We start from the raw sequence: 22,907 nt of genomic DNA, 5'->3' as shown, positions 1-22,907 counted from the left end.
TGTGGGTGTCGCGAAAGGTCGGCACTACTAACTAATACGCCGTAGGCACACTCTGGAGTGACGCACGGCGACGGGGGGAGTGGTGGTCATGCCTCTGCGGCGGCCCGTCCCGCTCGTCGCCCGCCGCCATGTCGACCTGTGCCGACTGTGCGCGGCGCTCTGTCGGACGGCGAGCTAGCGCCACCACTCCGCTGCTCCGTCGCCCGGCCCTCGAGATCGTCCGCTGGCAGGGCGCTGTGGGCATTTCTTCACCTTTTCGACCGAAAATGAGGTCTTCAATGCCCGCACGTCGGCACCGACTCATCCCTGTGCTGCCGGTCGCCGCTGTCGCCGCACTGCTCGCGCTCACCTCCTGTGGCAGCTCCTCCGACGGTGACGCCACCGGCGCCGGCCAGCCCGGTGGCACCCTGCGGATCGCCGCCGACGCCGACCCCGGCTGCCTCGACCCGCAGCAGACCGGCCAGCTGCAGACCCTGGACATCACCCGCGGCCTGGTCGACTCCCTGACCGACCAGGACCCGAAGACGGGCGCGATCGTCCCCTGGCTCGCCCAGTCCTGGACCATCAGCCCCGACGCCAGAAAGTTCACCTTCACCCTGCGCTCCGGCGCGACCTTCAGCGACGGCACCCCGGTCGACGGGCAGGCGGTCAAGGCGAGCTTCGACCGCCTGTCCAAGCTCCCGCCCAACGGCGCCCCGGCGTACATCAAGGGCTACACCGGCACCACGGTCACCGACGCCACCCACGTCACCGTCGGCTTCACCCAGCCGAACGCCCAGTTCCTGCAGGCGACCTCGACGACCGGCTTCGGCATCCTGTCGGTGGCCACCGCGAGCAAGCCCCTGGCCGCGCGCTGCCGCGGCCAGATCATCGGGTCGGGACCGTTCGTGCTGAAGAACTACACCCCGAACCGCTCCGCCACGATCACGAAGCGTGCCGGGTACGGCTGGCCGTCCTCGCGGGCGGTGAACAAGGGCCAGGCCCACCTCGACACGGTGGCCTTCACCTTCGTCGCCGAGGACGGCGCGCGCACCGGTGCGCTGCGGTCCGGGCAGGCCGACGTCGGTGAGGCCATCCAGCCCAGCGACCAGGCCCAGTTCACCGACGGCGGGTCGGCCAGGCTGTTGCTCGCCGCCGCGCCCGGGCTGGTGCCGCCCCTGTCGCTGAACCACCGCGGCATCCTCGCCGATGAGAAGGTCCGCCGGGCGCTGCTGATCGGCGTCGACCGCGCCGCGCTGGTCTCCACCGTCTTCAACGCGAACTACCGGCCCGCGACCAGCGTCCTCGCCTCCACCACCCCCGACTACGTGAACCTGGCCGACAAGCTGCGCTTCGACCCCGCGCAGGCCGACCGGCTGCTCACCGAGGCCGGCTGGGTCCCCGGCGCGGACGGCATCCGGACCAACGGCGGCCGGCGGCTCTCGCTCACCTGGCTGATCCCGGCCCCGATGCCGCCGGCGGACGAGGCGGTCCAGGCGCAGCTGCGCAAGCGCGGCGTCGACCTCCAGCTCGACGCGGTACCGCCGGCCCAGTACGTCGCGCGGCAGAGCGCCGGCCAGTTCGACCTCACCGCCGTCGCCGTCACCCGCGCCGACCCGGACGTGCTGCGCAACATCTTCTCCACCCGGGGCGCGAACCTGTGGCACCTGACACCCAGCCCACTGGACGGCTACCTCGACGCCCAGGCCGCCGCGACCAACCCGGCGGACCGGCGCACCGCCGTCACGAACGCGGTCACCTGGATCCTCGACCACGCCGACACCGTGCCGCTCTACGAGGGCTCCGTCGTCCACGGCGTGTCGACGAAGGTGCGCGGCCTGCGGCTGACCGCCTCCACCCAGCTTGACCTGCACGAGGCATCCCTTGGGTGAGCCGGCCGGGCAGCGGCCGTCGTCATGGCGGCGGTTGCCGCCGCGGGGCGGGCCCGGGTCGCGGGGCGGGGTGGGCGCGGGCGCGCACCTGCTGGGCCGGGTCGCGCTGCGCCGGGTGCCGCAGGCGGTGGCCGTGGTCTGGGCCGCGTTCACGGTCACGTTCCTCGCCGTCCGCGTCCTGCCCGGCGACCCGGTGGCCCTGATGCTGACCGGCAGCAACGGCTTCTCCACCCCGACCCCGGAACAGATCGCCCAGGCCCGCGCCGACCTCGGCTTCGACCGGCCGCTGGTCGTGCAGTACCTGCACGCCCTGGCCGACGCGGCGCATGGCGACTTCGGATCGTCGATCCAGACCGGCCGATCGGTCTCCTCGGTGATCACCGAGGCGTTGCCGTCGACGCTGCGGCTCGGCGCCACCGCGCTGCTCATCGCCCTCGTCCTCGGCTGCGCCGTGGGCCTGCTGGCGAACCTCGCCCCGGCCGCGTTCCTGCGCCAGGTCCTGCGTTCGGTGCCGGCCGCCGGCATCTCGCTGCCCTCGTTCTGGGTCGGGCTGATGCTGCTGCAGCTGTTGTCGTTCCGCTGGCACCTGTTCCCCACCCTTGCCGGCGGCGGCCCGCGCGAGCTGGTCCTGCCCGCCTGCACGCTGGCGCTGCCCGGCGCCGCCCTCGTCGCCCAGGTGGTCGGCCGCAGCCTGCACGACAGTCTGCACCGCCCGTGGGCGGACACGATGCGGGCCGCCGGGATCGGCCCCGGCCGCCTGCTCGTCGGCCACGGGCTGCGGCACGCCGCCCTGCCGACGCTGACCGTGCTCGGCCTGCTCGTCGGCAACCTCATCGGCGGCGCCGTCGTCGTCGAGACGGTGTTCTCCCGCCCCGGCATGGGGCTGATCGTCCAGGCCGCGGTCGGCGCGCAGGACCTGTCGGTGGTGCAGGGCGTCGTCGTCGTCGCCGCGGTCGGCTACGCCATCACGAACCTCACCGTCGACCTGCTCTACCCCGTGCTCGACCCGCGGCTACGGGGCGGCGCTCTCGTGGCGGCGGCCCAGGAGGGTGAAGCCGGATGAGCGCCGTCGACTCCGCACCCACCACCGAGGCCGCACCCACCACCGAGGCCGCGTCCAGCACCGAGGCCGCACCCAGCACCGCCGAGGCCGGGCGGATGGGGGCCGTGCGCCGGGCGGCCCGGTACGCCGCCAGGCATCCCGGCGTCGTGCTGTCCGCCCTCGCGCTGCTCGTGGTACTCGGCTGGATGATCGTCCCCGGCTGGTTCTCCCACCAGTCCCCGAACACCGGGGACGGCGCGCACCGGCTGCGAGCGCCGAGCGAGCACCATCTGTTCGGCACCGATCAGCTCGGCCGGGACGTCTACGCCCGGGTCGTCCACGGCGCGTCGCTGTCGCTGCGCACCGCGCTGGCCGCCACTGGCGTCGCCCTCGGCGCTGGCGTGCTGCTCGGTCTGCTCGCCGGCTACCTCGGCCGGTGGGTGGACCTCGCGATCATGCGGATCGTGGACGTCACCCTGTCCATCCCGCCGGTGCTGCTGTCCCTGCTCATCATCAGCGCGCTCGGATTCGGCACAGTGAACGTCGCGATCGCGGTGGCGCTCACCAGCGTGGCGAGTTTCGCCCGCCTGACCCGCGCCGAGGTCCTGCGGGTGCGCACCGCGCCGTTCGTCGAAGCGGCCACCCTCTGCGGGGCCCGCTGGTGGCGGATCCTCGCGCGGTACGTCGCGCCGGCGTCTGTCGGCCCCGTGCTCGCGCTCGCCGCACTGGACTTCGGGTTGGTCGTCCTCGCCGTGTCCGCGTTGAGCTTCCTCGGCTATGGGCCGCCGCCGCCCGCGCCGGAATGGGGAGCGCTGGTCGCCGGCGGCCGCGACTACCTGGCCACCGCCTGGTGGCTGACGGCGATGCCAGGCCTGACCATCGCGGTCGTCGTACTCGCCGCGAACCGGCTGTCCCGGGTCCGCGAGAACGAACGGAGCCGGCCATGAGCGTCGCGGCCCACCAGGATCCGGCCCAGCCCTCCTCGGCCGCCCTCCCCCACGTGGCCACCTCTCCCCACGCAGCCGCCTCGCCCCACGCGGCCGCCTCGCCCCACACGGCCACGTCGCCTGACGCGACCGCCTCACCCGGTGCGGGCCGCCCGCTGCTGCGGGTACGCGGGTTGCGGGTGACCTACCGGGCCGAGTCCGGTGGGCGCGCGATCGCGCTCGACGGCGTCGACCTCGACGTGCCGGTCGGGCGGATCACGGCGGTCGTCGGCGAGTCCGGCTCGGGCAAGACGACGCTGGCACATGCGCTGATCGGCCTGCTGCCCGAGGGCGGCCAGGTCGACGCGGGCAGCATCGACCTGGCCGGACGGGACCTCGCAGGCCTGCCGGAACGGGCCTGGCGGGAGGTCCGCGGCGCCCGCGTCGGACTGATCCCGCAGGACCCGGGAGTCAGCCTCGACCCGGTGTGCACGATCGGCCGGCACGTCACCGACGTCCTGCGTGCCCACCGGCGGCTGCCCCGCGCCGCGGCCCGGGACCAGGCCATCCGGTTGCTCACCAACGCCGGGATCCCCGACGCCTCGACCCGCTTCCGGCAGTACCCGCACGAGCTCTCCGGCGGTCTGCGCCAGCGGGTGCTGATCGCGATGGCCACGGCCGCGGGCCCTGAGCTGCTGGTGGCCGACGAGCCGACGTCCGCGCTCGACGTCACCGTGGCCCGCCGCATCCTCGACCACCTCGACACCCTGGCCGCCGCCGGCACGACCATCCTGCTGGTCACCCACGACCTGCTCGTCGTCGGCGACCGCGCCGACCACGTCGTGGTGATGTCCGGCGGCCGGGTCGTCGAGGCCGGACCCACCGAGCGGGTGCTCACCGACCCCCGCGAGCCCTACACCCGTCAGCTTCTCGCCGACATCCCCGGGCGCGCCCTGATCTGCCGAGCCGCCGGCCAGCCCGTCGGATCCGGTGAGCCCCACGAACCCAGCGAGCCCAGCGAGCCCGCGGACAGTCCCCCCTCCGCGACCACCCGACGCCGACCCGCGGCGTTCGCGACGTCGCAACGTGCGCGGACAGCGGATCCGAACGCGTCGGCCCCGGACCTGCCCGTCCCGGCCTCGCTGGTCGCGCCGCCGCCGTTGCTGGTCGCCGAGGGGCTGCGGCTGGTGTACCCGGGGCGCGGTCCGCGTACGGCGGCGGTCGACGACGTCAGTTTCACGATCCCGGCGGGTACGACGATGGGGCTCGTCGGCGAGTCCGGCTCGGGCAAGAGCAGCATCGCCCGGCTGGTGCTGGGCCTCGTCCGGCCCACCGCCGGCACCGTGCGGATCGGCGACCAGGAGGTCACCGGGCTGTCCGGCGCCCGGCTGCGCGCCCTGCACCGCAACGTCCAGCTCATCTACCAGAATCCCTACAGCTCGTTGAACCCGCGATTCACCGTCGAGGAGATCGTCGCCGAGCCGCTGCGCAACTTCGGGATCCTCGGGCGCGCCGAACGGCCGGCGCGGGTCGCGGACCTGCTGGCCGACGTCGCGCTTCCCGCGGCCGTCGCCCGGCGCAGGGCGGCGGAGCTGTCCGGTGGGCAGCGTCAACGCGTCGCGATCGCCCGCGCCCTCGCGCTGACCCCGCGACTGCTCGTCTGCGACGAACCGGTCTCCGCGCTCGACGTGACCGTGCAGGCCCAGATCCTGCGGCTGCTGCGGGAGCTGCGGGACTCCCACGGGCTGACCTATCTGTTCATCTCGCACGACCTCGCCGTCGTGCGGGAGCTCGCCGACCAGGTCGCGGTGCTCCACCGTGGCCGGCTCGTCGAGTTCGCCGACACCGAGCGGCTGTTCGCCGATCCCCGCGACGACTACACCCGCACCCTGCTGGCCGCGATCCCCGGCACCCGATGATGAGGACACGATCATGGATCTTGGGCTGATCAGTTTCGGCAGTCTCCTGCCGGACCCGCGTACCGGCGTCGCGTTGAGCCAGCGCCAGCGGCTGCGCGACGTCGTGCGCGCCGCGGCGGACGCCGAGGAGTTCGGTTACGCCTGGTACGCCGTCGGCGAGCACCACTTCGGAGAGCGTGACGTGATCCCGTCGCCGGCCGTCGTGCTCGCCGCCATCGCCGAACACACCAGCACCATCCGGCTCGCCACCGGCACCACACTGGTGGCGAACCGTGACCCGGTGCTTGTCGCCGAGGACTATGCCCTCGTGGACCTGCTCAGCGACGGCCGCCTCGAGCTCGTCGCCGGCGCGTCGTTCTTCCCCGACCCGTGGACGGTGTTCGGACACGACCCGCAGGTGAAGGCGGCGCGCAAGCGCGAGGCCGTCGAACTGCTGCTGCGGTTGTGGACCGAGGACCGGGTGACGTGGCAGGGCCGGTTCCGACCGCCGCTGGACGACGTGCGGGTGCAGCCCCGCCCCGCCCAGGCCGCCCCGCCGCTGTGGATCAGCGCCGGGGTCGGCTCGGGGTCGGTCCGCCTCGCCGTCGACCACGGCCTGCCGCTGATCGCCGGGACCACCGCGCGCCCACCCGTTGACTTCGTCGACGTGTTTGACGCCTACCGCCGCGAATGGTCCCTCGCCGGTCGCCCCGGACCCTCCGGGCGGCTCGGCGCCGCGAGCCACGTGTTCGTCGCCCCCACGTCCCAGGCGGCCCGCGCCACCTGGTCGCAGTACATCACCAGCTACCTGTCGGCCCGGCTCCCCTCGCACGGCGGCTCGCCGCGCCCGTTCGACTTCGACGAGTACATCGGTCCCGACGGCCCGGCGATCTGCGGCAGCCCCGCCGAGGTCGTCGACCGCCTCGGCGCCCTGCACGGCCTGTGGGGCCACGACCTGCACCTGCTCGCCATCGACATCGGCGGCATCCCCGCTGACGAGGTCCGCGCCGCCACCGAGCTGCTCGCCTCCGACGTCCTCCCGCAGGTCGCCTCCCTCGGCGCCACTGCCGCGCGACCCCCGGCCGACCCGGTGGCGTCGCGTGCTTGACCCGGACGTGCGTGAGCTCGCCGCCGGCCGCAACCTCGGCTATCTCACCACGCTGATGCCCGGCGGCGAGCCGCAGACCAGCATCGTCTGGCAGCACGCCGACGACGAGCACATCCTCGTCGGCACCCAGACCAGCCGCCAGAAGTACCGCAACATCCTCGCCGACCCGCGCGTCACCATCCTCCTGCACGACGCCGCCAACCCCCGCCGCTACATCGAGGTCCGCGGCCGCGTCGTCGCCACCGAGACCGGCCCGCCCGCGATCGACCTGGCCCACATCACGTTCACCAAGTGGACGGGCAGCCCCACGCTGCGCCCCGCCGACGGCGAACGCGTCCTGCTGCGCCTGCGGGCCGACCGCATCCATCGAAAGGACTGAGTTGACCCCACCGGACCTCCCCCACGGTGCCAGCGCCGGCCCTGCCACCAGCCCCGATGTCGGTACCGTCGTGGGCGGTGACCCGGTGCCGCCGCTGGTCGACGCCGCCTGGCTCGCCGTCCATCGCGATGACGTGATCATCGCCGACGTCCGCTGGTACCTTGACGGACGCAGCGGGCACGACGCCTACCTCGGCGGCCACCTGCCCGGCGCCATCTGGGTCGACGTCGACACCGCCCTGTCCGCGCCACCCGACCCGGCCGGCGGGCGCCATCCGCTGCCCGATCCGGCCGCGTTCGCGCGTTCGCTCGGCGACCTCGGCATCCCGGCCGATGCGGTCGTCGTCGCCTACGACGACGCCGGCGGCGGCTACGCGGCCCGGCTGGTATGGCTGCTGCGCATCCTCGGTCAGCCCGCGGCCCTGCTCGACGGCGGCCTCGCCGGCGCTGGTGCGCTCGAGACCGGACCGGTGCGCCGCGAGCCGGTCACCCGCGCCGTCCTCGACTGGCCCGCTGCCCGGTTCCGCACCGCTGACCAGGTTGAACAGGCTCTCGCCGCGGGCACGTCCGTGGTGCTCGACGCGCGCGCGGCCGGCCGGTACAGCGGCACCGAGGTGCTGCCCAGCGATGTCCGCTCCGGGCACATCCCCGGCGCCCGCAACGCCCCGTGGGCGGCGAACCTCACCGCCGCCGGCACGTTCGCGCCCCGTGGCGAGCTGTACGACCGTTACCACGCCCTGGGCGTCGAGGAGGACACCGAGGTGATCGTCTACTGTGGCAGCGGAGTCACCGCCTGCCACGATCTGCTGACGCTGGAGCTGCTCGGCGTCGCCGACACCGCGCTGTACCCCGGCTCCTGGTCGGCATGGTCCGCCGACCAGACCCGGTCCGTCGCGACCGGCGCGGAGGCCGGGACCGCTCCGTCCGCGCCGGGTGTGGGGACGGTCGAGCGATGAGCGCACTGACCGGTTGTAAGGTTCCGAATCGGGCGCTCGATCTCGCCCTGCGCCGCGCGTAACACCACGACCGGCTCAGTCGGGTCCTCCCCGTCCGCGCCGGCGAACCCGAAGCCCACTCCTGCCCGGCCGATTCACCGTCAGTGTCCCGAACGGCAGGCGCCAGGACACCGGAATCGACGCAACGCCTCACAGGACACGTCCCGGACCACATCCACGATCCTGCAGACCGGGGCGGTAGGTCAGCTTCCGCTGGTCATCCCGACCTTGCCGGCATCGCCGTCGGTACCTTCTACCGAGCCAGAAAAGGCCGATGGCAGCACCCGTCCCCGACCGTGTGGCCACCGCCCGCCACCTACCGAGAGATGCGAGAGTTGGCTACCGAGATCCTGCCCGGCTGCCAATACCGCCGCCACCTGCTATTGCGCTACAGCATTATCTGGCACCGCCCCACCACTCTATAACTGAGACAGGCCACCATGCTCGGGAAGGGCGAAAGATGTGAGGATCGAACCGGCGGACGACGCCATGTTCCGCGAACGCGACGCCTGGCGCTACGACCCGCCTTACGACTTCTACGACAGCGACGGCCTGCCCGTGAAGAACCCTGAGCTGTTCTTCGCGGTGCGCGACGACGACGGCGCCCTCGTCGGGTTCTACTTCTTCGAGCCGGTCGACGACGGGCTGTTCTACGGGTTGGGCCTGCGGCCGGATCTCACCGGTCGTGGGCTCGGCGAACAGTTCGCGCTGGCGGGTCTGGAGTTCGCCCGCCCCATCTACGGCCGGTGCCGCGTGGTGCTCGATGTCGCGTCCTTCAACGAACGCGCCATCCGCCTGTACCGGGGCCTCGGTTTCGCCGAGACCGGCCGGCATACCGAGACGTTCGACGGTTACGGGCCCGTGGAGTTCGTCGACATGGAAAAGCCCGGCTGAACGCCCTCCGCGTCGGGCTGGTCGATGCGGAGCCCCCCTCGGGATTGACTCGTCCGCTGCCCCACACCCGGCCCTTGATGGCGGGCAGCACGCCGCGCAGCCGCTCGTCGTCCTCGAAAAGGATCCATGCCCTGGTCGAGGATCTTGCCATGATGGTCTTATGAGCCCTGCCATCGTGGGAATCCGGATGTGGTGCGAGCTCGCCTCAGCCGGCCCGATGGCTTCTTTCCGTCGAGACCCGCACAACGCCGCCGGTGGCGAGGGTGGTGCCGGGGGCGGCCGGGCGGTGGCCAATGGCCCGCTCGGCCCGGTGCTTGCCCCGGCGCCGGGGGTGGTGCCGGATCCGACCTCGGCTCCAGGGCTGGTTCCGAGGCCGGCCGCATTGCAGGGTTACCGGGATGCGGGCAGCGGGCTCTCCTTCACGGTGCACGAGTTCGCCGAACTGTCGGACGGCCTGGAGGTCACCCTCCTGGATGACCGGGGCTGGGGCATGTCGCGCCGCGGTGGGACTCCCGACGAGATCCTGGCCGAGCTGACGGTCGAGGAGATCGCACGCATGGTCTATATGGTCCTGCTGCCGGATTGGGCCGATGTTGACCACCCGCTTCCGCCGCACCTCGCCGCGGTCGAGGGCAGCGGAGGGGCACAGGACTGGGATCTGCTCGTGGAACGGCTGCGAGCGTTCGGGGTGGTCTCCACGCCGGCCGAGCTCATGCGGATACCGCGCCGCCTCGACCTCGGCGACCACCTCCGCGCGTCGCTGGCCACCCCTGCTGAATAACACGTGTGGCTCCGGACACCGGCCGGCCCGAGTCGGCCACCGGCGACCCGTCCGGCATCGTCGCCGAGGACGTCGACAGCTGCAGCTGCGCGGCGGACGACGGCGCCCAGCCGCTCGCCGTGTCGGCGTGCTGTCGTTGCGCTACAAGCAAGCACCCCCTGTCATCGCCGTCGTCGGGGGGTCCCATCATCTGCGCGGTGAGCGAGAGCGCGCAGGCGAACGGAGGCCCGGCTGCCACTGATGGCTTTCCCTGGCGGCCATCCGCCTCGGCGGGGCCGGTGACCGCGGTCGCCGGCCCAGGCGCGTCGCTGGCATCGGGGTCACCGGCCCCGGGCCCGGCCGTCGAGGCGTCGTCGACCGAGGAGCCGGACCTCTGCGCGGCGGTGCTCCAGGCACAGCGCGGTGACGAGCGGGCCTTCCGGCTGATCTACCGAACGATCCAGCCCGGTCTGCTGCGGTATCTCCGGGTGCTCGTCGGCGACGACGCCGACGACGTCGCGTCCGAGGCCTGGCTGCACATAGCCCGGGACCTGGCGACGTTCCGCGGCGACTTCGACGCCTTCCGCGGATGGACGGCCACAATCGCCCGCCACCGTGCGCTGGACCACCTTCGTCGACGGACCCGTCGCCGCAGCGAGTCCATGCCCGTCGAGATGATGCTGACGGAGGTGGCCGCGCCCGACGACACCGCGGGGGGAGCCCTGGAGTCCATCTCCACCGAGGCCGCCCTGCGCCTGATCGCGGCCCTGCCGTTGGACCAGGCGGAGGCGGTGCTCCTGCGGGTGGTCCTGGGGTTGGACGCGAAGACCGCCGGACGTGTCCTCGGTAAGCGCGCCGGCGCGGTCCGCGTCGCGGCGCATCGGGGGTTGCGCCGGCTTGCCGAGCAGCTCGGTGAGCGCGGGATCACCGAGGCCGCTCCCCCGGAGGCGGGTGAACATGGACGCAGGCACGGCACACGGCGATGATCATGGTCTGTGGCCAGGTGTAACACCGGAGACGGCTCCAACGCTGAAGGACGTGAGATGACCACACGCCGACCCCGCCGGATCGGTCGGGGCGACGCGGAGCGGATGCTTCGCGGCGCTCCGGTCGACGCTGGGGCCGGTCCGGATCACCTCGCCGACCTGCTCGCTGCCGCGGCCGCCCCGGCCCGCGACGGCGAACTCGACGGTGAGGAAGCGGCCGTGGCCGCGTTCCGGGTGGCGCCTCTCGCCCCTGTCACCCAGCCGCGGAGAGAACCCATGTCCAAGCTGTTGCTCGCGAAGCTCCTCACCGTGAAGGTCGCCGCCACGGCACTGGGCGCCGTCACCCTCGGCGGCGTCGCCGTCGCCGCCACCACCGGGAACCTTCCCGTCACCGGTGGACGTGGCGGCGCGGCCGTTTCCTCGACGGCCACCCCCTCCGCCGAGGTCACGGCGCCGTCGCTGCCCACGCCGAGCGCCGGCGCGCACGTCTCGGCGCAGCTGCTCGGGCTGTGCCACGCCTACACGGCGGCGGCCGGCGCCGGCGCCGGCGCCGACGCGGCTCTCGCCTCCCCGGGCATGAGCGCCCTGGTCACAGCCGCTGGTGGGCGTGCCCAGGTCGACGGCTTCTGCGCGAACGCCCTGGCCGCGCAGACCGGTGTCACGGCGGCACCAGGCGTGGCCGGGGGTGCGGAGGCCGGGGCGACAGGTGCCGGTGTCGGCGCGAGCACCGGGCCGACGGATGTCGGCGGGCGGGGTGTGGGTCTGGGTGTGGGCGCGAGTGCGGGCCCGAACGGCGCGGGTCTCGGCGTTGGGGTGGGGTCGGGTGCCGGCGTCGGCACGCACGCCGGGCCGACGGGCGCCGGCCTCGGCGCGCAGGTTCCGGGTGCGGGTGTGGCCGCGACCGCGAGCCCGGGTCGGGTGGGACTCGGTGTCGGGCTGGGGTCCGGTGCCGGCGCGACGACCACCGCGTCGCCCGGTGCCGCCGGTCTCAGCGCCGCTGTGAGCGCCGGCGCCTCGCCGTCGGCGCACCGCTGATCGGATGGTATTCGCACAGCCTGCGCTCCCGCCGCACCGCGCGGTGGGAGCCCGGGCGAGATCGCTACGGAGACCACGACCAGCGATGACCGACGACCTTCGCCGTTCCTGTCCGTCGTGGTGCCGGGAGCCCGCCGGGCACCTGCACCCGCAGAGCGGCGGGCCGGGCGACTGCCACGCCGCCGAGATCGCCGCGGTCCGCCTCGGCGAGATTCCCGGCCTGCGCGGCGCGACGCCGCCGATCCACGTGAAGATCGAGCAGTATGTCACCGACGCGACGGCGTATCCGCCGGTGATCTCGCTTGATTTCGGCGGCGCCGGCGAACCCAGCGGCAGCGACTTCCTCACCCCCGAGGAGGCGTACGCCCTCGCCGCCGCCCTTCGCCAGGCGGTCATCACCCTGCGGACCGCCGGTTGCTCCAGGGGTGGACAGCAAGTTCCCCCAAGTGCAGGGGTCGTGCCAGGTCGTCAAGCAGAACCGGGGCGCTGAACGGTTTCTGGCTGTGGACGATGTCGGGCCGCGGGCCGGCCACGACCGTTCGGCCCGGGTGGTGTGGCCGACATCAGCATGACTGGCAGCTCAGGGCGGATCCGGAGAAGCCGCGCGATGAGCTGGCAGCCGGGCTCGATGTGTTCTCATAAAACATGGAGAAACACTCTGGCCGCTCACCCGCTCACACCACTCCGCCCCCGCCGAGGCAAGAGACCACACGCCGATCACTGGGGCTGTAACACCAGTCGACGAGCGTGCCGGTCGGGAGCGCGGTTCAGTTCCACAGAGTGGCGATCGGGGCGGCGACAATGCCCTCGCCGAGCGGGTAAACCCGCTTGCCAGTGTGCAGGACGACACCGGCGACGAAACGGTCACCGAGTTCGTCGCGCAGCCAGGCAAGGTGGCGTGCCGCGTCACGGCCGGGCCCGGCGTCGGCCTTGACCTCGACCCCGATCACCCGCCCGCCACCCAGCTCGACAAGCACGTCGACCTCATGGCGACCACCCTCCTGACGCAGATGGAACAGGCGCGGCCGACTGGCACTCACCGGCACCTCAGCCCGCAGCTGCGCGACCACCAACGTGTCCAGCAGCCGACCCAGCAGATCACCGTCCCGCAGCACCGCCCGGACATCGACCCGCAACGCCGCCCCGATCAGCGCCGGATCCACCACATAACGCTTCGGAACCTGCACCAGACGCTTCAACCGATTAGTCCACCACGACGGCAGACTGTCCACGACCAGCAGATTGCGCAACAGACCGTCGTAGGCATCGGCGGTCTTCGCGTTGATCCTCGCCGCCTCGAACACCGTCCTGTTCGCCACGATCCCCGCGGAGTTCAACGCCAGCACCTCGACATAGCGGCGCAGCCTGTCCGGATCCCGCGACTCGCCCAGCAGCTCCACATCACGGGTCAGAAGCTGATCCAGATAGCTCTCCAACCACTCCTGACCCCGGGCAGCCGACAGGCGCAGCGCCGGCTCGGGAAAGCCACCCCGCAACGCCAGCCCCAGATAGCCGGGCAGATCCGGCGGATCAGCCGGCGACGACAGCGCCTCCACACCCGCCTCGGCGATCCGGTCGACAAACGACGGCCCGTCCACCCGCCCGGCGATCTCCCGCAACGACAGACCACTCATCGCGACCCGGACCAGACGACCCGTACCCGGCCAGTTCTCCGCCTGCAGATCCGCCCGCACCGACCCCGTCACCAGAAACCGGCCCGACCCCGGCCACGCATCCACCGACCGCTTGATCGCCCCCAACACCCCCGGCACGACCTGCCACTCATCCAACAGCACCGGCTCGGGAAACTGACGCAACGCCGCATCCGGATCCGCCCGAAACGCCACCGCCTCCGCCGGCTCATCCAGACGCACCACACTGCGCGCATGCCGCGCCGCCGTCGTCGTCTTCCCCGCCGCCCGCGGACCGACGATCAGCACCGCCGGCAACTCGCCGAACATCTCATCGATCTTCGCATCCACCAACCGAGGCAGATACGAACTCTCCACAACCCCTCCGACCTGGACAGCAATCGATGGCTACCGGCACCACACGGAGACCGATACCATCATCCTACAGGTGGCACTACCAGTTTCACGCGCTCTCTGCTGCCACTCCGCTGCACTCCGCCCGCTGGCCCACCGCACCCGCCACTCCCGCCACCGCGCGGAGAAACCCACCCCCGGCAGGCAGCAACACAGCCGGGTCGTCCCCGGGCGGTCAGCGGGACGGGCACGATGGCGGTCTGGCCGGTATGGCCGGTATGGCGGTCGGCGGGATCGCCATACCGCGCACCGGGTGCTGGCGTCACTCGCTGAGCGCCGGTCGGTCAGGCACCGAAGGTGATCGTCTGTGTGGTGTGGTCACCGACCTGGATCGCGGTCGGTCCGGCGAACGTGTTGCCGCTCAGGACATGCCCGCCGGCCTGCTGGTCGGCGGACTGCGCGACGGCGACGGCCTGGGCCAGCGCGGCGGCGAAGGCCCGATCACGATCGGCGGCATCCTCCAGTGCCAGGCTGAGACGCTGACGGGTGCGCTCGGACAGTTCCCCGGCGCCGGCCTGCGCTTCCTCCTCGACGTGGGCGAGGACGGGGTCGTCCTCCCCGAGTGCCTGGCTGACGAGGTCGTGCACGCGGTCGAGACCGGCGTCGACGATCCGGCCGGTCTCCTCCTCCATCCGCTCCCCGACCCGGCGCGCCCTGCGCACGGCCCAGGCGAACACCACACCGACCGCAATCTCGATCCCGGTCACGCTCACTCCCCGAACCTGCGTCTCCGCGCGTCGTCGCCGGCACTGTGCGCTCGTCGCCGGCACTGTGCGCACCAGTATTCCGCGCGTCTCCCCACTGCGGCGATGCGGACGGCCCGATGTCGTCCACGTCGGACGAACCGTGGCGGACCGGCACCCCTCGTGCGCCACGCCGCACCAGAGTGGTCGTCCGCTCAGGACCTGGTGTCGGCCTGCCATCTGTGCAGCACGCCAGCGATCGCCACGGTGTTCGGATGCTCCGCGCCCAGCACCCGGGTGAAGTCGGTGATCACCCGTTCCAGCAGGGTCATCGCCTCCGCGGCGCGCCCCGCCTGCCAGTAGAAGGCGGCCAGGTTGCCCCGCATCATCAGGGTGTCGGGATGGTCGGGGCCCAGAATCCGGCGTCGGTCGGCGAGCAGCGTCTCGGTGGCCGCTGCCGCCCCGGCGGCGTCGCCTGCCTGACCCAGCCAACGGCACAGGTGGTGGCGGGTGGTGAGGGTGTCGGAGTGATCGGGACCGAGGATCCGCAGCTGGTCGGCGAGCAGGGCCTCGAACGCGGCCACCGCCCCGGCCGCGTCCCCCCTCTGGCCACACAGGGAGGCGAGGAGGTGGCGGGTGGTCAGCGTGTCGGAGTGATCGGGACCGAGGATCCGCAGCTGGTCGGCGAGCAGGGCCTCGAACGCGGCCGCCGCCTCGGCCGTGTCTCCCGACGTACCCCGCCAGCGGGCCAGCTCATGGCGGGTGGTCAGGGTGTCGGGGTGGTCGGGGCCAAGGATCCGCAGCCGGTCGGCGAGCAGGGCCTCGAACGCGGCCACCGCCCCGGCCGCATCCCCCTGCTCCCCCTGCCAGTAGGCCCGGTTGTGGCGGGTGGTGAGGGTGTCGGGGTGCTCGGGACCGAGAGTCCGCAGCTGGTCGGCGAGCAGTGTCTGCGTGGCCGCCGCCGCCCCGGTCGCGTCCCCCGCGCGCCCCCGCCAGTGGGCCAGCTCATGGCGAGTGGTCAGCGTGTGGGGATGGTCGGCGCCGAGAATCCGCAGCTGGTCGGCCAGGATGGTGGTGAGCGCGGCGGCCGCCCCGGCGCTGTCTCCGGCCTGCCCCCGCCAGTGGGCCAGCTCATGGCGGGTGATCAGGGTGGCGGGGTGGTCCGGCCCGAGAAGGCGCAGCCGGTCGGCCAGCAGGGTGGCGGACGCCGCTACCGCCCCGGCCACATCCCCCGACTCCCCCCGCGAGCGCGCCAGGTTGCCCCGCGCGGCCAGGGTGTCGGGATGCTCGGGGCCGAGAAGGCGCAGCCGGTCGGCGAGCAGGGCCTGGAACGCGGCCGCGGCGCCGGCGGCGTCCCCCGCCCGCCCCCGCATGAAGGCCAGGTTGTGGCGGGCGGTCAGGGTGTGGGGATGGTCGGGGCCGAGAACGCGCAGACAGTCGGCGAGCAGGCGGTCGAAGGCGACCGCGGCCGCGGCGGCGTCCCCGGCCTGCCCCCGCCAGGAGGCCAGGTTGTGACGGCTGGCGAGCGTGTCGGGGTGGTCGGGCCCGAGGGTCCGCCGGGCGGTGGCACACAGCCGGTCGAAGTATCCGGCGGCGGTGGTGGCCAGGCCGCTCTGGCCAAGACTGGTGCCGGCGTGAAAGAGCACCGGGTGCACGCCGGGGTTCCACAGCCCCTGGGCGGCGGTGGTGTGCACGGCGTTGGTGTTGGCCCGCAGGATCTGCGCATGCCCCGGGTCGGACTCCACCCGCGGCCAGACGGCGAGCAGCCCGTCGCCCGCCACCCGGGCCACCTCGGCCAGCCGGTCGGGGGCGAGCCGGTCACGCACGGCGCGTTGGATCAGTTGATGCACGCGTAGCAGCCCCCCGCCGGGGGTGGGGGTGTGCTCGGCGAGGCTGAGCAGGCACAGGCAGGCAACCGCGTCCGCGGCGTCCTGCGCGTCCACCGGCAGGTGGTCCCCCGCCGCATCGCCTCCGTCGTCGCCAGGCGGGCGGCGGTGTGCGGCCAGGTAGGTCCGGGCCGGCGGGCTGGTGAGCACCTGCGTGGGAATGCCGTTGGGGTCCAGCACCGCGGCCAGCTCGAGGAGAGGACCGGCCAGGCCGCGTGGGCGCAGGGTGTTGGCGCGGTCGATGGACAGGGCCCAGGCCGCCGCCACCGGGGCGAGCTGACTGTCCGGCAGGCTGTGCGGGGCCAGCTGGTCCAGCGTTCTGGCCTGGTCGGCAAGGCGGGCGCGGTAGGCGGCGCAGTCGAGATGCGCGGAGTCCGCGAGGTAGGCGGCCGCCTGCGCCAACGCCAGCGGCAGGTGGTTCAGGTCCGCCGCCAGCCCCTGGATCTGCCCGGGGTCATCGGTGCGACCGTGCGCGGCCAGCGCCGCTGTGACATAGGCCTGCGCCTCGGCTGGGGTGAACAGGCCGAGGTCGACCCGGACCCGGCCGGAGCCGGTCAACGCCGCGTCGCGACGCCGGGTGGTGATCAGCACCTGCCCGGCCGCGGTGTCGGGCGGCCACAGACCGGTCAGGTCGGCGGGGTCGGCGACGTCGTCAAGGACGATCATCCAGCGCTCCTCGGTGCGCACCAGCCAGTCCAGCAGCTTCCGGGCGGCTGCCCGCGGATCAGCCGGGTCGGCGCCGAACAGGGCCTCGGCGGCCTCGGCGTAGCCGGTGAGGATCTGCTCGCGGTGGGCCGCGGTCACCCACACGAGTGCGTCCACCCGCCCGGATTTCCAGACCTGGTCGGCGTGGTGGGCTGCGAGCTGGGTCTTGCCGACCCCGCCCATGCCGGTCAGAACCTGGCACGTGCCTGCGCCGACCGCCGCGCGTGCCAGCTGATCGACGGCGGCACGAGGGTGGAAGAGGCCGGCGACCGGCGGCACGTTCCCCACCCTCACCGGCCACTCCACTGCCGGCCGCGCCGCCGGGAGGTGAACGTGAACGTGCTGGTTGTTGCGGTCGCCCATCTGCACGGCGGTGGGTCCGTGGAACAGGCTCCCGATCAGGCCGCGCCCGCCGGCCTGCCGCCGCGCGCGGCCCACGTCGACGGCCGCCCGAGCCAGCGCGGCGGCGAGGACCGGATCCTGGTCGGCGGCCTCCTCCAGAGCCAGCCGCAGTCGCCGGCGGGTGCGGTCGGTGGGCTGCTCCCGGCCGTCGCGGGCTTCCTGGCGCACCCGGGCCAGCACCGGGTCGTCCTCGCCCAGCGCCTCGCGGACCAGGTCGTGGACGCGGCCGAGAGCCGGGGCGACGATCCGGTCGGTGTCCGCGTGCGCCTGCTCGCCGACGTGGCGCTCCTGGCGCACCATCCAGGTGAAGACCGCTCCGACCGCGGTGTCGATCCCGTTCATCCCCGGCCCTCCGATCCACCTGTGCATGTTCGCCCACACAAGGTAGTCGACAGCCTCCCCCGCCCGGTGGCCGCGTGACCCGGCTCGACGATCCGCTCGGCGACCTGGCCCGTCGACCAGTGGCGAGGCGGCGGCGAACACGCCTTCGGCTTCAGCGTCGGCGGGCCGGGATTCTTCTGGACCTGGCCGGCGGTGTTCGTCGGCCAGGTCCTGGTCGCGCTGATGTCCGCCGGGCCTGGGCCCAGCGGGCCGAGGGCAGGCTGTACCGGCACGTCGACACCCAGGAGCTCGACCTGGACGAGCGGATGCACACGACGCCCTGGTTCCACGCGACGAACATCCCGAACGCGCCGGCCACGAACCTGGTCCAGATCGGCATCGGCGGCTGGCAGGCGCCCCGGGCCGGGGTGAAGGTCGGCCGGGCGCGGGGCACGCCGGTCATGACGGTGGGCGACGTCGAGCGGGTCGGCATCGACAAGATGCGTTCACCAGCCCCTCAGCAAGACACCATCGTCGGTGTCGAGCGTGCAGGCAGCACAGACGAGGGTGTTCGCCGCGGAGTCACTGCGGCTCCGGCGCGTCGCTGTCCGGGTCTGCCAGGTACGCGTTTGCGAGGTACGCGCCGTTGAGCGGGGTGCGTCGCGCCAGGATGACCCGATGGCGCAGGCGCCAGCCGTGATCGGTGCGCCTCAGAGTGTCGAGGTAGGTCGCGCTGACACACCGCCCGTCTGCCATGACTGCCAAGCCCTTGGATTGGGCGGTGGCCTCATCGCCGTCGTCGCCGGTGATGACGACGTTCGTGACGTGATGAGCGATCGGGTTGCCTACCCCGAGTTCCAAGCCGGCGCGACGGATCTCGTCGATCCCCACGAACATTCCCATTCCCATCCCCATCCCGACGTCGGTGACGTCGTAGACGACATCTGGGGTGAACAGCTCCTCGAGTCGGTCGAGCTGACCCTGGTCGAAGAGGTGCCCGTGCAGCGACAGCGTTTCGGCGATCGCCCAGCGATCCTCAGCGCTCAGCACACAAACTCCTTTCCGGGGACTTCCTCGCTTCACTGCCAGGTAAGCTAGCGGGGATGTCCCCGGAAAGCAACCCAATCCAAGATCGCGACGCCGGACGCAGAGCCCGCCGCGTCGATGCCGCGCGCAACCGCGCCGCGCTCGTCGCGACCGCCCGGAGACTGTTCGACGAGCGCGGCGTCGACGTACCTCTGGACGAGATCGCCAAGATCGCGGGACTCGCCAACGCCACCCTCTACCGGCACTTCCCGACCCGCGCCGAGCTGATCGTGGCGGTCTACGCCACCGAGCTGGAGGACCTCAGACAGGCAAGTGACGACCTGCTGGACCGACCCGACCCCGGCCAGGCGCTCGCCGCCTGGCTGCGCCTGTTCGCGCACCACCTGGCTACCAAGCGTGAGCTAGCGCTCGCGCTGCCCGACGGCAGCGAACGCGGGGCGCTGTTCAGCTCATGGCACGCCACCATGCAGGACGCCGCCGCGCAACTCCTCAACCGTGCCCGTTCCGCCGGTGCCGTCCGGGGCGACGTGTCTACGCCCGACATCCTCGCGCTCGTCAGCGGCATCGCCCTCACCGGTCTGCCGAACTCCCGGCTCGACACACTGCTGGACCTCGTCAGAGACGGCTGGGCCTCATCGGCCAGGGCTCTGCCGGGCGGGTAGGCATGTTCAGGACGCCACAGCAGCACGACGTGCCGGCGGGCGCTTCGGGACGCCATGCCGGAGCAGGCACGACCGGATAGTGCTGGCCGCGCCGCCGTACTGGCCTGCGGTCTCGACCAGCGTCAGCCCGTCCAGGTACATCCGCTCGACCTACTTCGGGCTGCTCGTCGGTGAGTCGCCGACCTCGGCGAACACCAGAGGCGCACGCGAGCTGGAGGAGGACACGCTGAGCCGCCGACGCTGGAGCTCGGCCCCGACCACCGCACGACTCCTGACAGTCGCACACATCGATGGGACCACGACTGGCCACGGTTGCCGGCTCAGTCCTGGCGCCTGAGCCATTCCGTCAGGACTTCGGTCTGGTGCTCGCCGGGGGCCGGCGGCGGAGCCAGGGCGCTGCCGGCCCGCTCGTCGCAGTCGTGCCAGCGGATCGCGCTGCGCATGAGTGGCCAGCTCCCGGGCTCGCCCTCGATCAGTTCGCGCGCGGCGAAGTGCGGATGCTCCATGATCTCCGGAGTCCGCAGGACCGTCGCTCCGGGGCAGTCCCAGTCGACGAAGCGCTGGTCCCACTCGGCGGCGGTGGCGGTCGCGAAGATCCCGCCCAGCTCCCGTCGCAGCGACGCGTCCTCCTCGCCGAACTCGATCTCGCCGCCGGTGTGCAGGTCGACGAGGTCCGGCCGTCCCACGCCGGCGCAGAAGTTCACCCAGAACTTGCGCTCGAGCGCGCCGAGCAACACCGGCCTGCCGTCCTTGGACAGGTAGGTGTCGTAGAAGGGGCCAAGCGATCGTTCGTGGGCGTCCCACGGCTCGCCCGTTCGGGTCGTCAGCAGGATGTCGGTGCGGTGCGCCTCCACCGCGGCGTCCCAGCAGGAGATGTCGATCCAGGCACCGTGACCGCCTCGGCGGACCTCGGCGATCGCGGCGCAGACGGCGATCGCCGCGTTACTGGCCCCCAGTTCGTTGCCCCAGCTGGAGAAGCTCCAGCCCACCCGTGGTTCACCGTCACGCGTCTCCAGCACCACGCTGTCGGCGAGGGAGTCCATGTTCAGGCCGTGCGACGGCAGGTTGGCCAGCGGTCCGGTCTGACCGAATCCCGTCAGGGAGCAGACAATCAGCGACGGACGCGCACGCCGCAGCGCCGCGAAATCGATGCCGATGCCGGCCCAGAAGCCGGGGAGCTGGTTCTCCAGGATGACGTCGGCGACGTCGGCCAGGGCGAAGAAGGTCTCCCTGTCAGCCTCGTCCTTCAGGTTCAGACAGATACTGCGCTTGCCCCAGTTGTAGCCGACATGCTGCGCGCTCTCACCGTCCACGAGCGGCGGTATCGCTCGGATGCGGTCGCTGCGACCCGGGTTCTCGACCTTCACCACGTCAGCGCCCAGCGCGACCAGCTTGTTGCCGGTCAGCGCGGGCGGAATAAGAATTCCGAGGTCCAGAACCCGGACGCCGGCCAACGGAAGATAGGACATACGAGGTCTCCTTGTCTGGGAAGCGGCTTCTCCGCCTGGCGGCGCTCAGCTCATTGCCCGGACGTCCGCGTCAACGCCCGTGAACCCCCCGTCTCGGCTCGCCGGCCCGGCTGGCTCGCTCACGGCCGCAGCCCGATGCTTGCCGACGTTCGACATGAGTGTCAACATCTCGACATCATGTCGAACACGCAGGACCGCGGCCGGCCGCCGAGCGCGACGGCGGATGACGAGGCGAGCGCGCTGAACGCGGGCGGACGGAGCCAGGCCCGACGCGGGCTGATCGAGGCGCAGGTGCGGTCCACCGCGGCGGAGGTCTTCGCGACGAAGGGCATCGCGTCCACGCGCATCCAGGACATCGCCGACGCGCTGGGCACCAGTCGCACCGCGCTCTATCACTACTACCCGAGCAAGGACGACCTGCTCGCCGACCTGGTGCGCGACATCGCCGACGAGGCCACGGCCGTCCTGCGGGCCGCCGTCGACCGTGCGCAGCCGGCGGACCCGGCGGCTCGCCTGCACTTCGCCGTCCGGGCGCTTGTCCACCTCTCCGTGGACAATCCCGGTCGGGCCCGCCTGCTGGACCTGGTCGCCCGTGACCTTCCCCAGCCCGCGAGCCAGGAACTCGCCGAGCGCAACAGCCGCTTCTTCCGCGGCCTCGCCGAGCTGATCAGAACCGGCATCGACGCCGGTGTCCTGCGCAGGGTCGACGAGCACGTAGCGGCCCAGACCATCGGCGGCATGACCCGCGCGGTGGCCTGGTGGTACGACCCCGCCGGTTCCCGCTCCGCGGACGAGATCGCCGACCAGATCGCCGACACCGCCGTGGCCGGACTACGCAGGTCCACGGCCCCCCGAACGATGTCCACCGGCGTCCTGGCCTCCGTCGCCCGACTGCGAGCAGAACTCGACCGCTTCGAACAGACCACCACCGACCCGCCGTGACCTCGCAGGACGTCCCCCGGTTGGCTCCAGGTCGGCGCCGGATGTGAGAGCAGGTGACCCGGTAGCGACGAACCGCCCGGTGACCCGGATCATCGGGCCGGTCCGCCCTCGGCGCACAACCGCCGCGGGCCCAGACCTCACACCGACGAGAGGACACCATGATCGACGATGTCGCGCTCATCACCAGCAACGAGGGCAAGGCCCGCGAATACACCCTTCTTCTGGGCAGGGAGATCGTCGCAACCTCGATGGACCTCATCGAGATCCAGTCCCTGGACGTCGTGACCGTGGCGGAACACAAGGCCGCTGACGCCTACGCGAAACTCCGGCGCCCGGTACTCGTGGACGACTCCGGTCTGGCCGTGACCGCCTGGAACGGCCTTCCCGGCGCGCTCAGCGCCCACTTCCTGGGCGCCGTCGGCATCCCCGGGCTCCTCGCCATGGCGGCAGGCCTTCCCGATCGCGGCGCCTCTATCACGACCGCGATCGGCTACGCCGACGCCACCGGCGTCCACGTCGTCGCCGGCACCGTGCACGGCACCCTGACCAGCGTCCCCCGCGGCAGCAACGGCCACAGTTTCGACACCGTCTTCATACCCGCCGGCGGCACACAGACCTTCGCCGAGATGCCCACCGAGCGGAAGAACGCGATCTCCCCCCGCCGCCGGGCCACCGACGCCCTGCGCACACACCTCACGCTCGCCCGTTCCTGAACCACCACCGGCACGGTGGATGTCGCTGCGTCAGTGCGGCGCGACGCGCCGGTCGGCCTCGCCGTCGAAGAGCACCTCGCGCCTGTCCGGGAAGTGCCGGAAGAAGGCGCGCTCGAGCGGGTGTTCTCGTCTTCCGCAC

Annotated in this window: 20 protein-coding genes; 15 read left to right on the top strand and 5 right to left on the bottom strand. The window is 72.5% G+C overall.

Annotation, left to right across the window (positions count from 1 at the left end; genetic code table 11):
- Window positions 1–278 precede the first annotated feature (278 nt).
- The 12 genes from AC6EXY_RS06655 (at window position 279) to AC6EXY_RS06600 (ending at window position 12,383) form a co-directional block, all read left to right on the top strand.
- Window positions 279–1,871, top strand: coding sequence for an ABC transporter substrate-binding protein (locus AC6EXY_RS06655; protein ID WP_165818417.1), 1,593 nt, complete (start codon window positions 279–281; stop codon window positions 1,869–1,871).
- Complete coding sequence (locus AC6EXY_RS06650) at window positions 1,864–2,934, top strand: ABC transporter permease (protein WP_499816846.1); 1,071 nt, start codon at window positions 1,864–1,866, stop codon at window positions 2,932–2,934. Before AC6EXY_RS06655 ends, AC6EXY_RS06650 begins: the two co-directional genes overlap by 8 nt.
- Window positions 2,931–3,860: an ABC transporter permease gene (locus AC6EXY_RS06645; protein ID WP_101831758.1), complete on the top strand. Its 930-nt coding sequence runs from the start codon at window positions 2,931–2,933 to the stop codon at window positions 3,858–3,860. Before AC6EXY_RS06650 ends, AC6EXY_RS06645 begins: the two co-directional genes overlap by 4 nt.
- On the top strand, window positions 3,857–5,758 hold the full coding sequence (locus AC6EXY_RS06640) for a dipeptide ABC transporter ATP-binding protein (RefSeq protein WP_499816847.1): 1,902 nt from the start codon (window positions 3,857–3,859) through the stop codon (window positions 5,756–5,758). Before AC6EXY_RS06645 ends, AC6EXY_RS06640 begins: the two co-directional genes overlap by 4 nt.
- 13 nt (window positions 5,759–5,771) lie before the next feature.
- Window positions 5,772–6,845, top strand: coding sequence for an LLM class flavin-dependent oxidoreductase (locus AC6EXY_RS06635; protein ID WP_101831756.1), 1,074 nt, complete (start codon window positions 5,772–5,774; stop codon window positions 6,843–6,845).
- Window positions 6,838–7,224, top strand: a complete 387-nt coding sequence (locus AC6EXY_RS06630) for a TIGR03618 family F420-dependent PPOX class oxidoreductase (RefSeq protein WP_101831755.1) — start codon at window positions 6,838–6,840, stop codon at window positions 7,222–7,224. The genes AC6EXY_RS06635 and AC6EXY_RS06630 overlap by 8 nt, the downstream gene beginning before the upstream one ends.
- A gap of 1 nt (window position 7,225) precedes the next feature.
- On the top strand, window positions 7,226–8,179 hold the full coding sequence (locus tag AC6EXY_RS06625; protein ID WP_243407480.1) for a sulfurtransferase: 954 nt from the start codon (window positions 7,226–7,228) through the stop codon (window positions 8,177–8,179).
- 501 nt (window positions 8,180–8,680) lie between these two features.
- A complete protein-coding gene (locus tag AC6EXY_RS06620; RefSeq protein WP_101831754.1) occupies window positions 8,681–9,112 on the top strand; it encodes a GNAT family N-acetyltransferase in 432 nt (143 codons plus the stop codon).
- Window positions 9,113–9,272: 160 nt separating this feature from the next.
- Window positions 9,273–9,893, top strand: a complete 621-nt coding sequence (locus AC6EXY_RS06615) for a hypothetical protein (RefSeq protein ID WP_243407479.1) — start codon at window positions 9,273–9,275, stop codon at window positions 9,891–9,893.
- Between the two features lie 383 nt (window positions 9,894–10,276).
- Window positions 10,277–10,858 carry an RNA polymerase sigma factor gene (locus AC6EXY_RS06610; RefSeq protein ID WP_243407481.1) on the top strand — a complete coding sequence of 194 codons (582 nt, stop codon included), beginning with the start codon at window positions 10,277–10,279 and terminating at the stop codon, window positions 10,856–10,858.
- Between the two features lie 57 nt (window positions 10,859–10,915).
- Window positions 10,916–11,893, top strand: coding sequence for a hypothetical protein (locus AC6EXY_RS06605; protein ID WP_101831753.1), 978 nt, complete (start codon window positions 10,916–10,918; stop codon window positions 11,891–11,893).
- 85 nt (window positions 11,894–11,978) lie between these two features.
- Complete coding sequence (locus tag AC6EXY_RS06600) at window positions 11,979–12,383, top strand: DUF6907 domain-containing protein (RefSeq protein ID WP_499816848.1); 405 nt, start codon at window positions 11,979–11,981, stop codon at window positions 12,381–12,383.
- Window positions 12,384–12,660: 277 nt separating this feature from the next.
- On the opposite strand, the gene AC6EXY_RS06595 is transcribed toward AC6EXY_RS06600, so the two are convergent.
- From AC6EXY_RS06595 to AC6EXY_RS06580, 4 genes are all read right to left on the bottom strand, one after another.
- Entirely contained in the window at window positions 12,661–13,854 is a 1,194-nt protein-coding gene (locus AC6EXY_RS06595) for an ATP-binding protein (RefSeq protein WP_499816831.1), read from the bottom strand.
- Window positions 13,855–14,222: 368 nt separating this feature from the next.
- On the bottom strand, window positions 14,223–14,645 hold the full coding sequence (locus AC6EXY_RS06590; RefSeq protein ID WP_499816849.1) for a chromosome partitioning protein: 423 nt from the start codon (window positions 14,643–14,645) through the stop codon (window positions 14,223–14,225).
- Between the two features lie 191 nt (window positions 14,646–14,836).
- Window positions 14,837–17,956 (bottom strand): FxSxx-COOH system tetratricopeptide repeat protein, encoded by a 3,120-nt coding sequence (gene fxsT, locus AC6EXY_RS06585; protein WP_499816850.1) that lies wholly within the window; start codon window positions 17,954–17,956, stop codon window positions 14,837–14,839.
- A 561-nt stretch (window positions 17,957–18,517) separates the two neighbouring features.
- Window positions 18,518–18,985, bottom strand: a complete 468-nt coding sequence (locus AC6EXY_RS06580) for a nuclear transport factor 2 family protein (protein ID WP_207770527.1) — start codon at window positions 18,983–18,985, stop codon at window positions 18,518–18,520.
- A gap of 53 nt (window positions 18,986–19,038) precedes the next feature.
- Here AC6EXY_RS06580 and AC6EXY_RS06575 point away from each other — a divergent pair, with 53 nt between their 5' ends.
- Window positions 19,039–19,644, top strand: a complete 606-nt coding sequence (locus AC6EXY_RS06575) for a TetR/AcrR family transcriptional regulator (protein ID WP_101834483.1) — start codon at window positions 19,039–19,041, stop codon at window positions 19,642–19,644.
- A 320-nt stretch (window positions 19,645–19,964) separates the two neighbouring features.
- On the opposite strand, the gene AC6EXY_RS06570 is transcribed toward AC6EXY_RS06575, so the two are convergent.
- Window positions 19,965–21,113 (bottom strand): CaiB/BaiF CoA transferase family protein, encoded by a 1,149-nt coding sequence (locus AC6EXY_RS06570; protein ID WP_499816851.1) that lies wholly within the window; start codon window positions 21,111–21,113, stop codon window positions 19,965–19,967.
- A gap of 177 nt (window positions 21,114–21,290) precedes the next feature.
- Here AC6EXY_RS06570 and AC6EXY_RS06565 point away from each other — a divergent pair, with 177 nt between their 5' ends.
- On the top strand, window positions 21,291–22,055 hold the full coding sequence (locus AC6EXY_RS06565; protein ID WP_165818608.1) for a TetR/AcrR family transcriptional regulator: 765 nt from the start codon (window positions 21,291–21,293) through the stop codon (window positions 22,053–22,055).
- A gap of 158 nt (window positions 22,056–22,213) precedes the next feature.
- Window positions 22,214–22,768, top strand: a complete 555-nt coding sequence (locus AC6EXY_RS06560) for a non-canonical purine NTP pyrophosphatase (RefSeq protein ID WP_101834476.1) — start codon at window positions 22,214–22,216, stop codon at window positions 22,766–22,768.
- The last annotated feature ends 139 nt before the right edge of the window (window positions 22,769–22,907 follow it).

The organism is Frankia sp. RB5, from assembly GCF_059816245.1.
The sequence above is the reverse complement of the archived record's forward strand: the minus strand, read 5'-3'. Positions and strand labels throughout refer to the sequence as shown.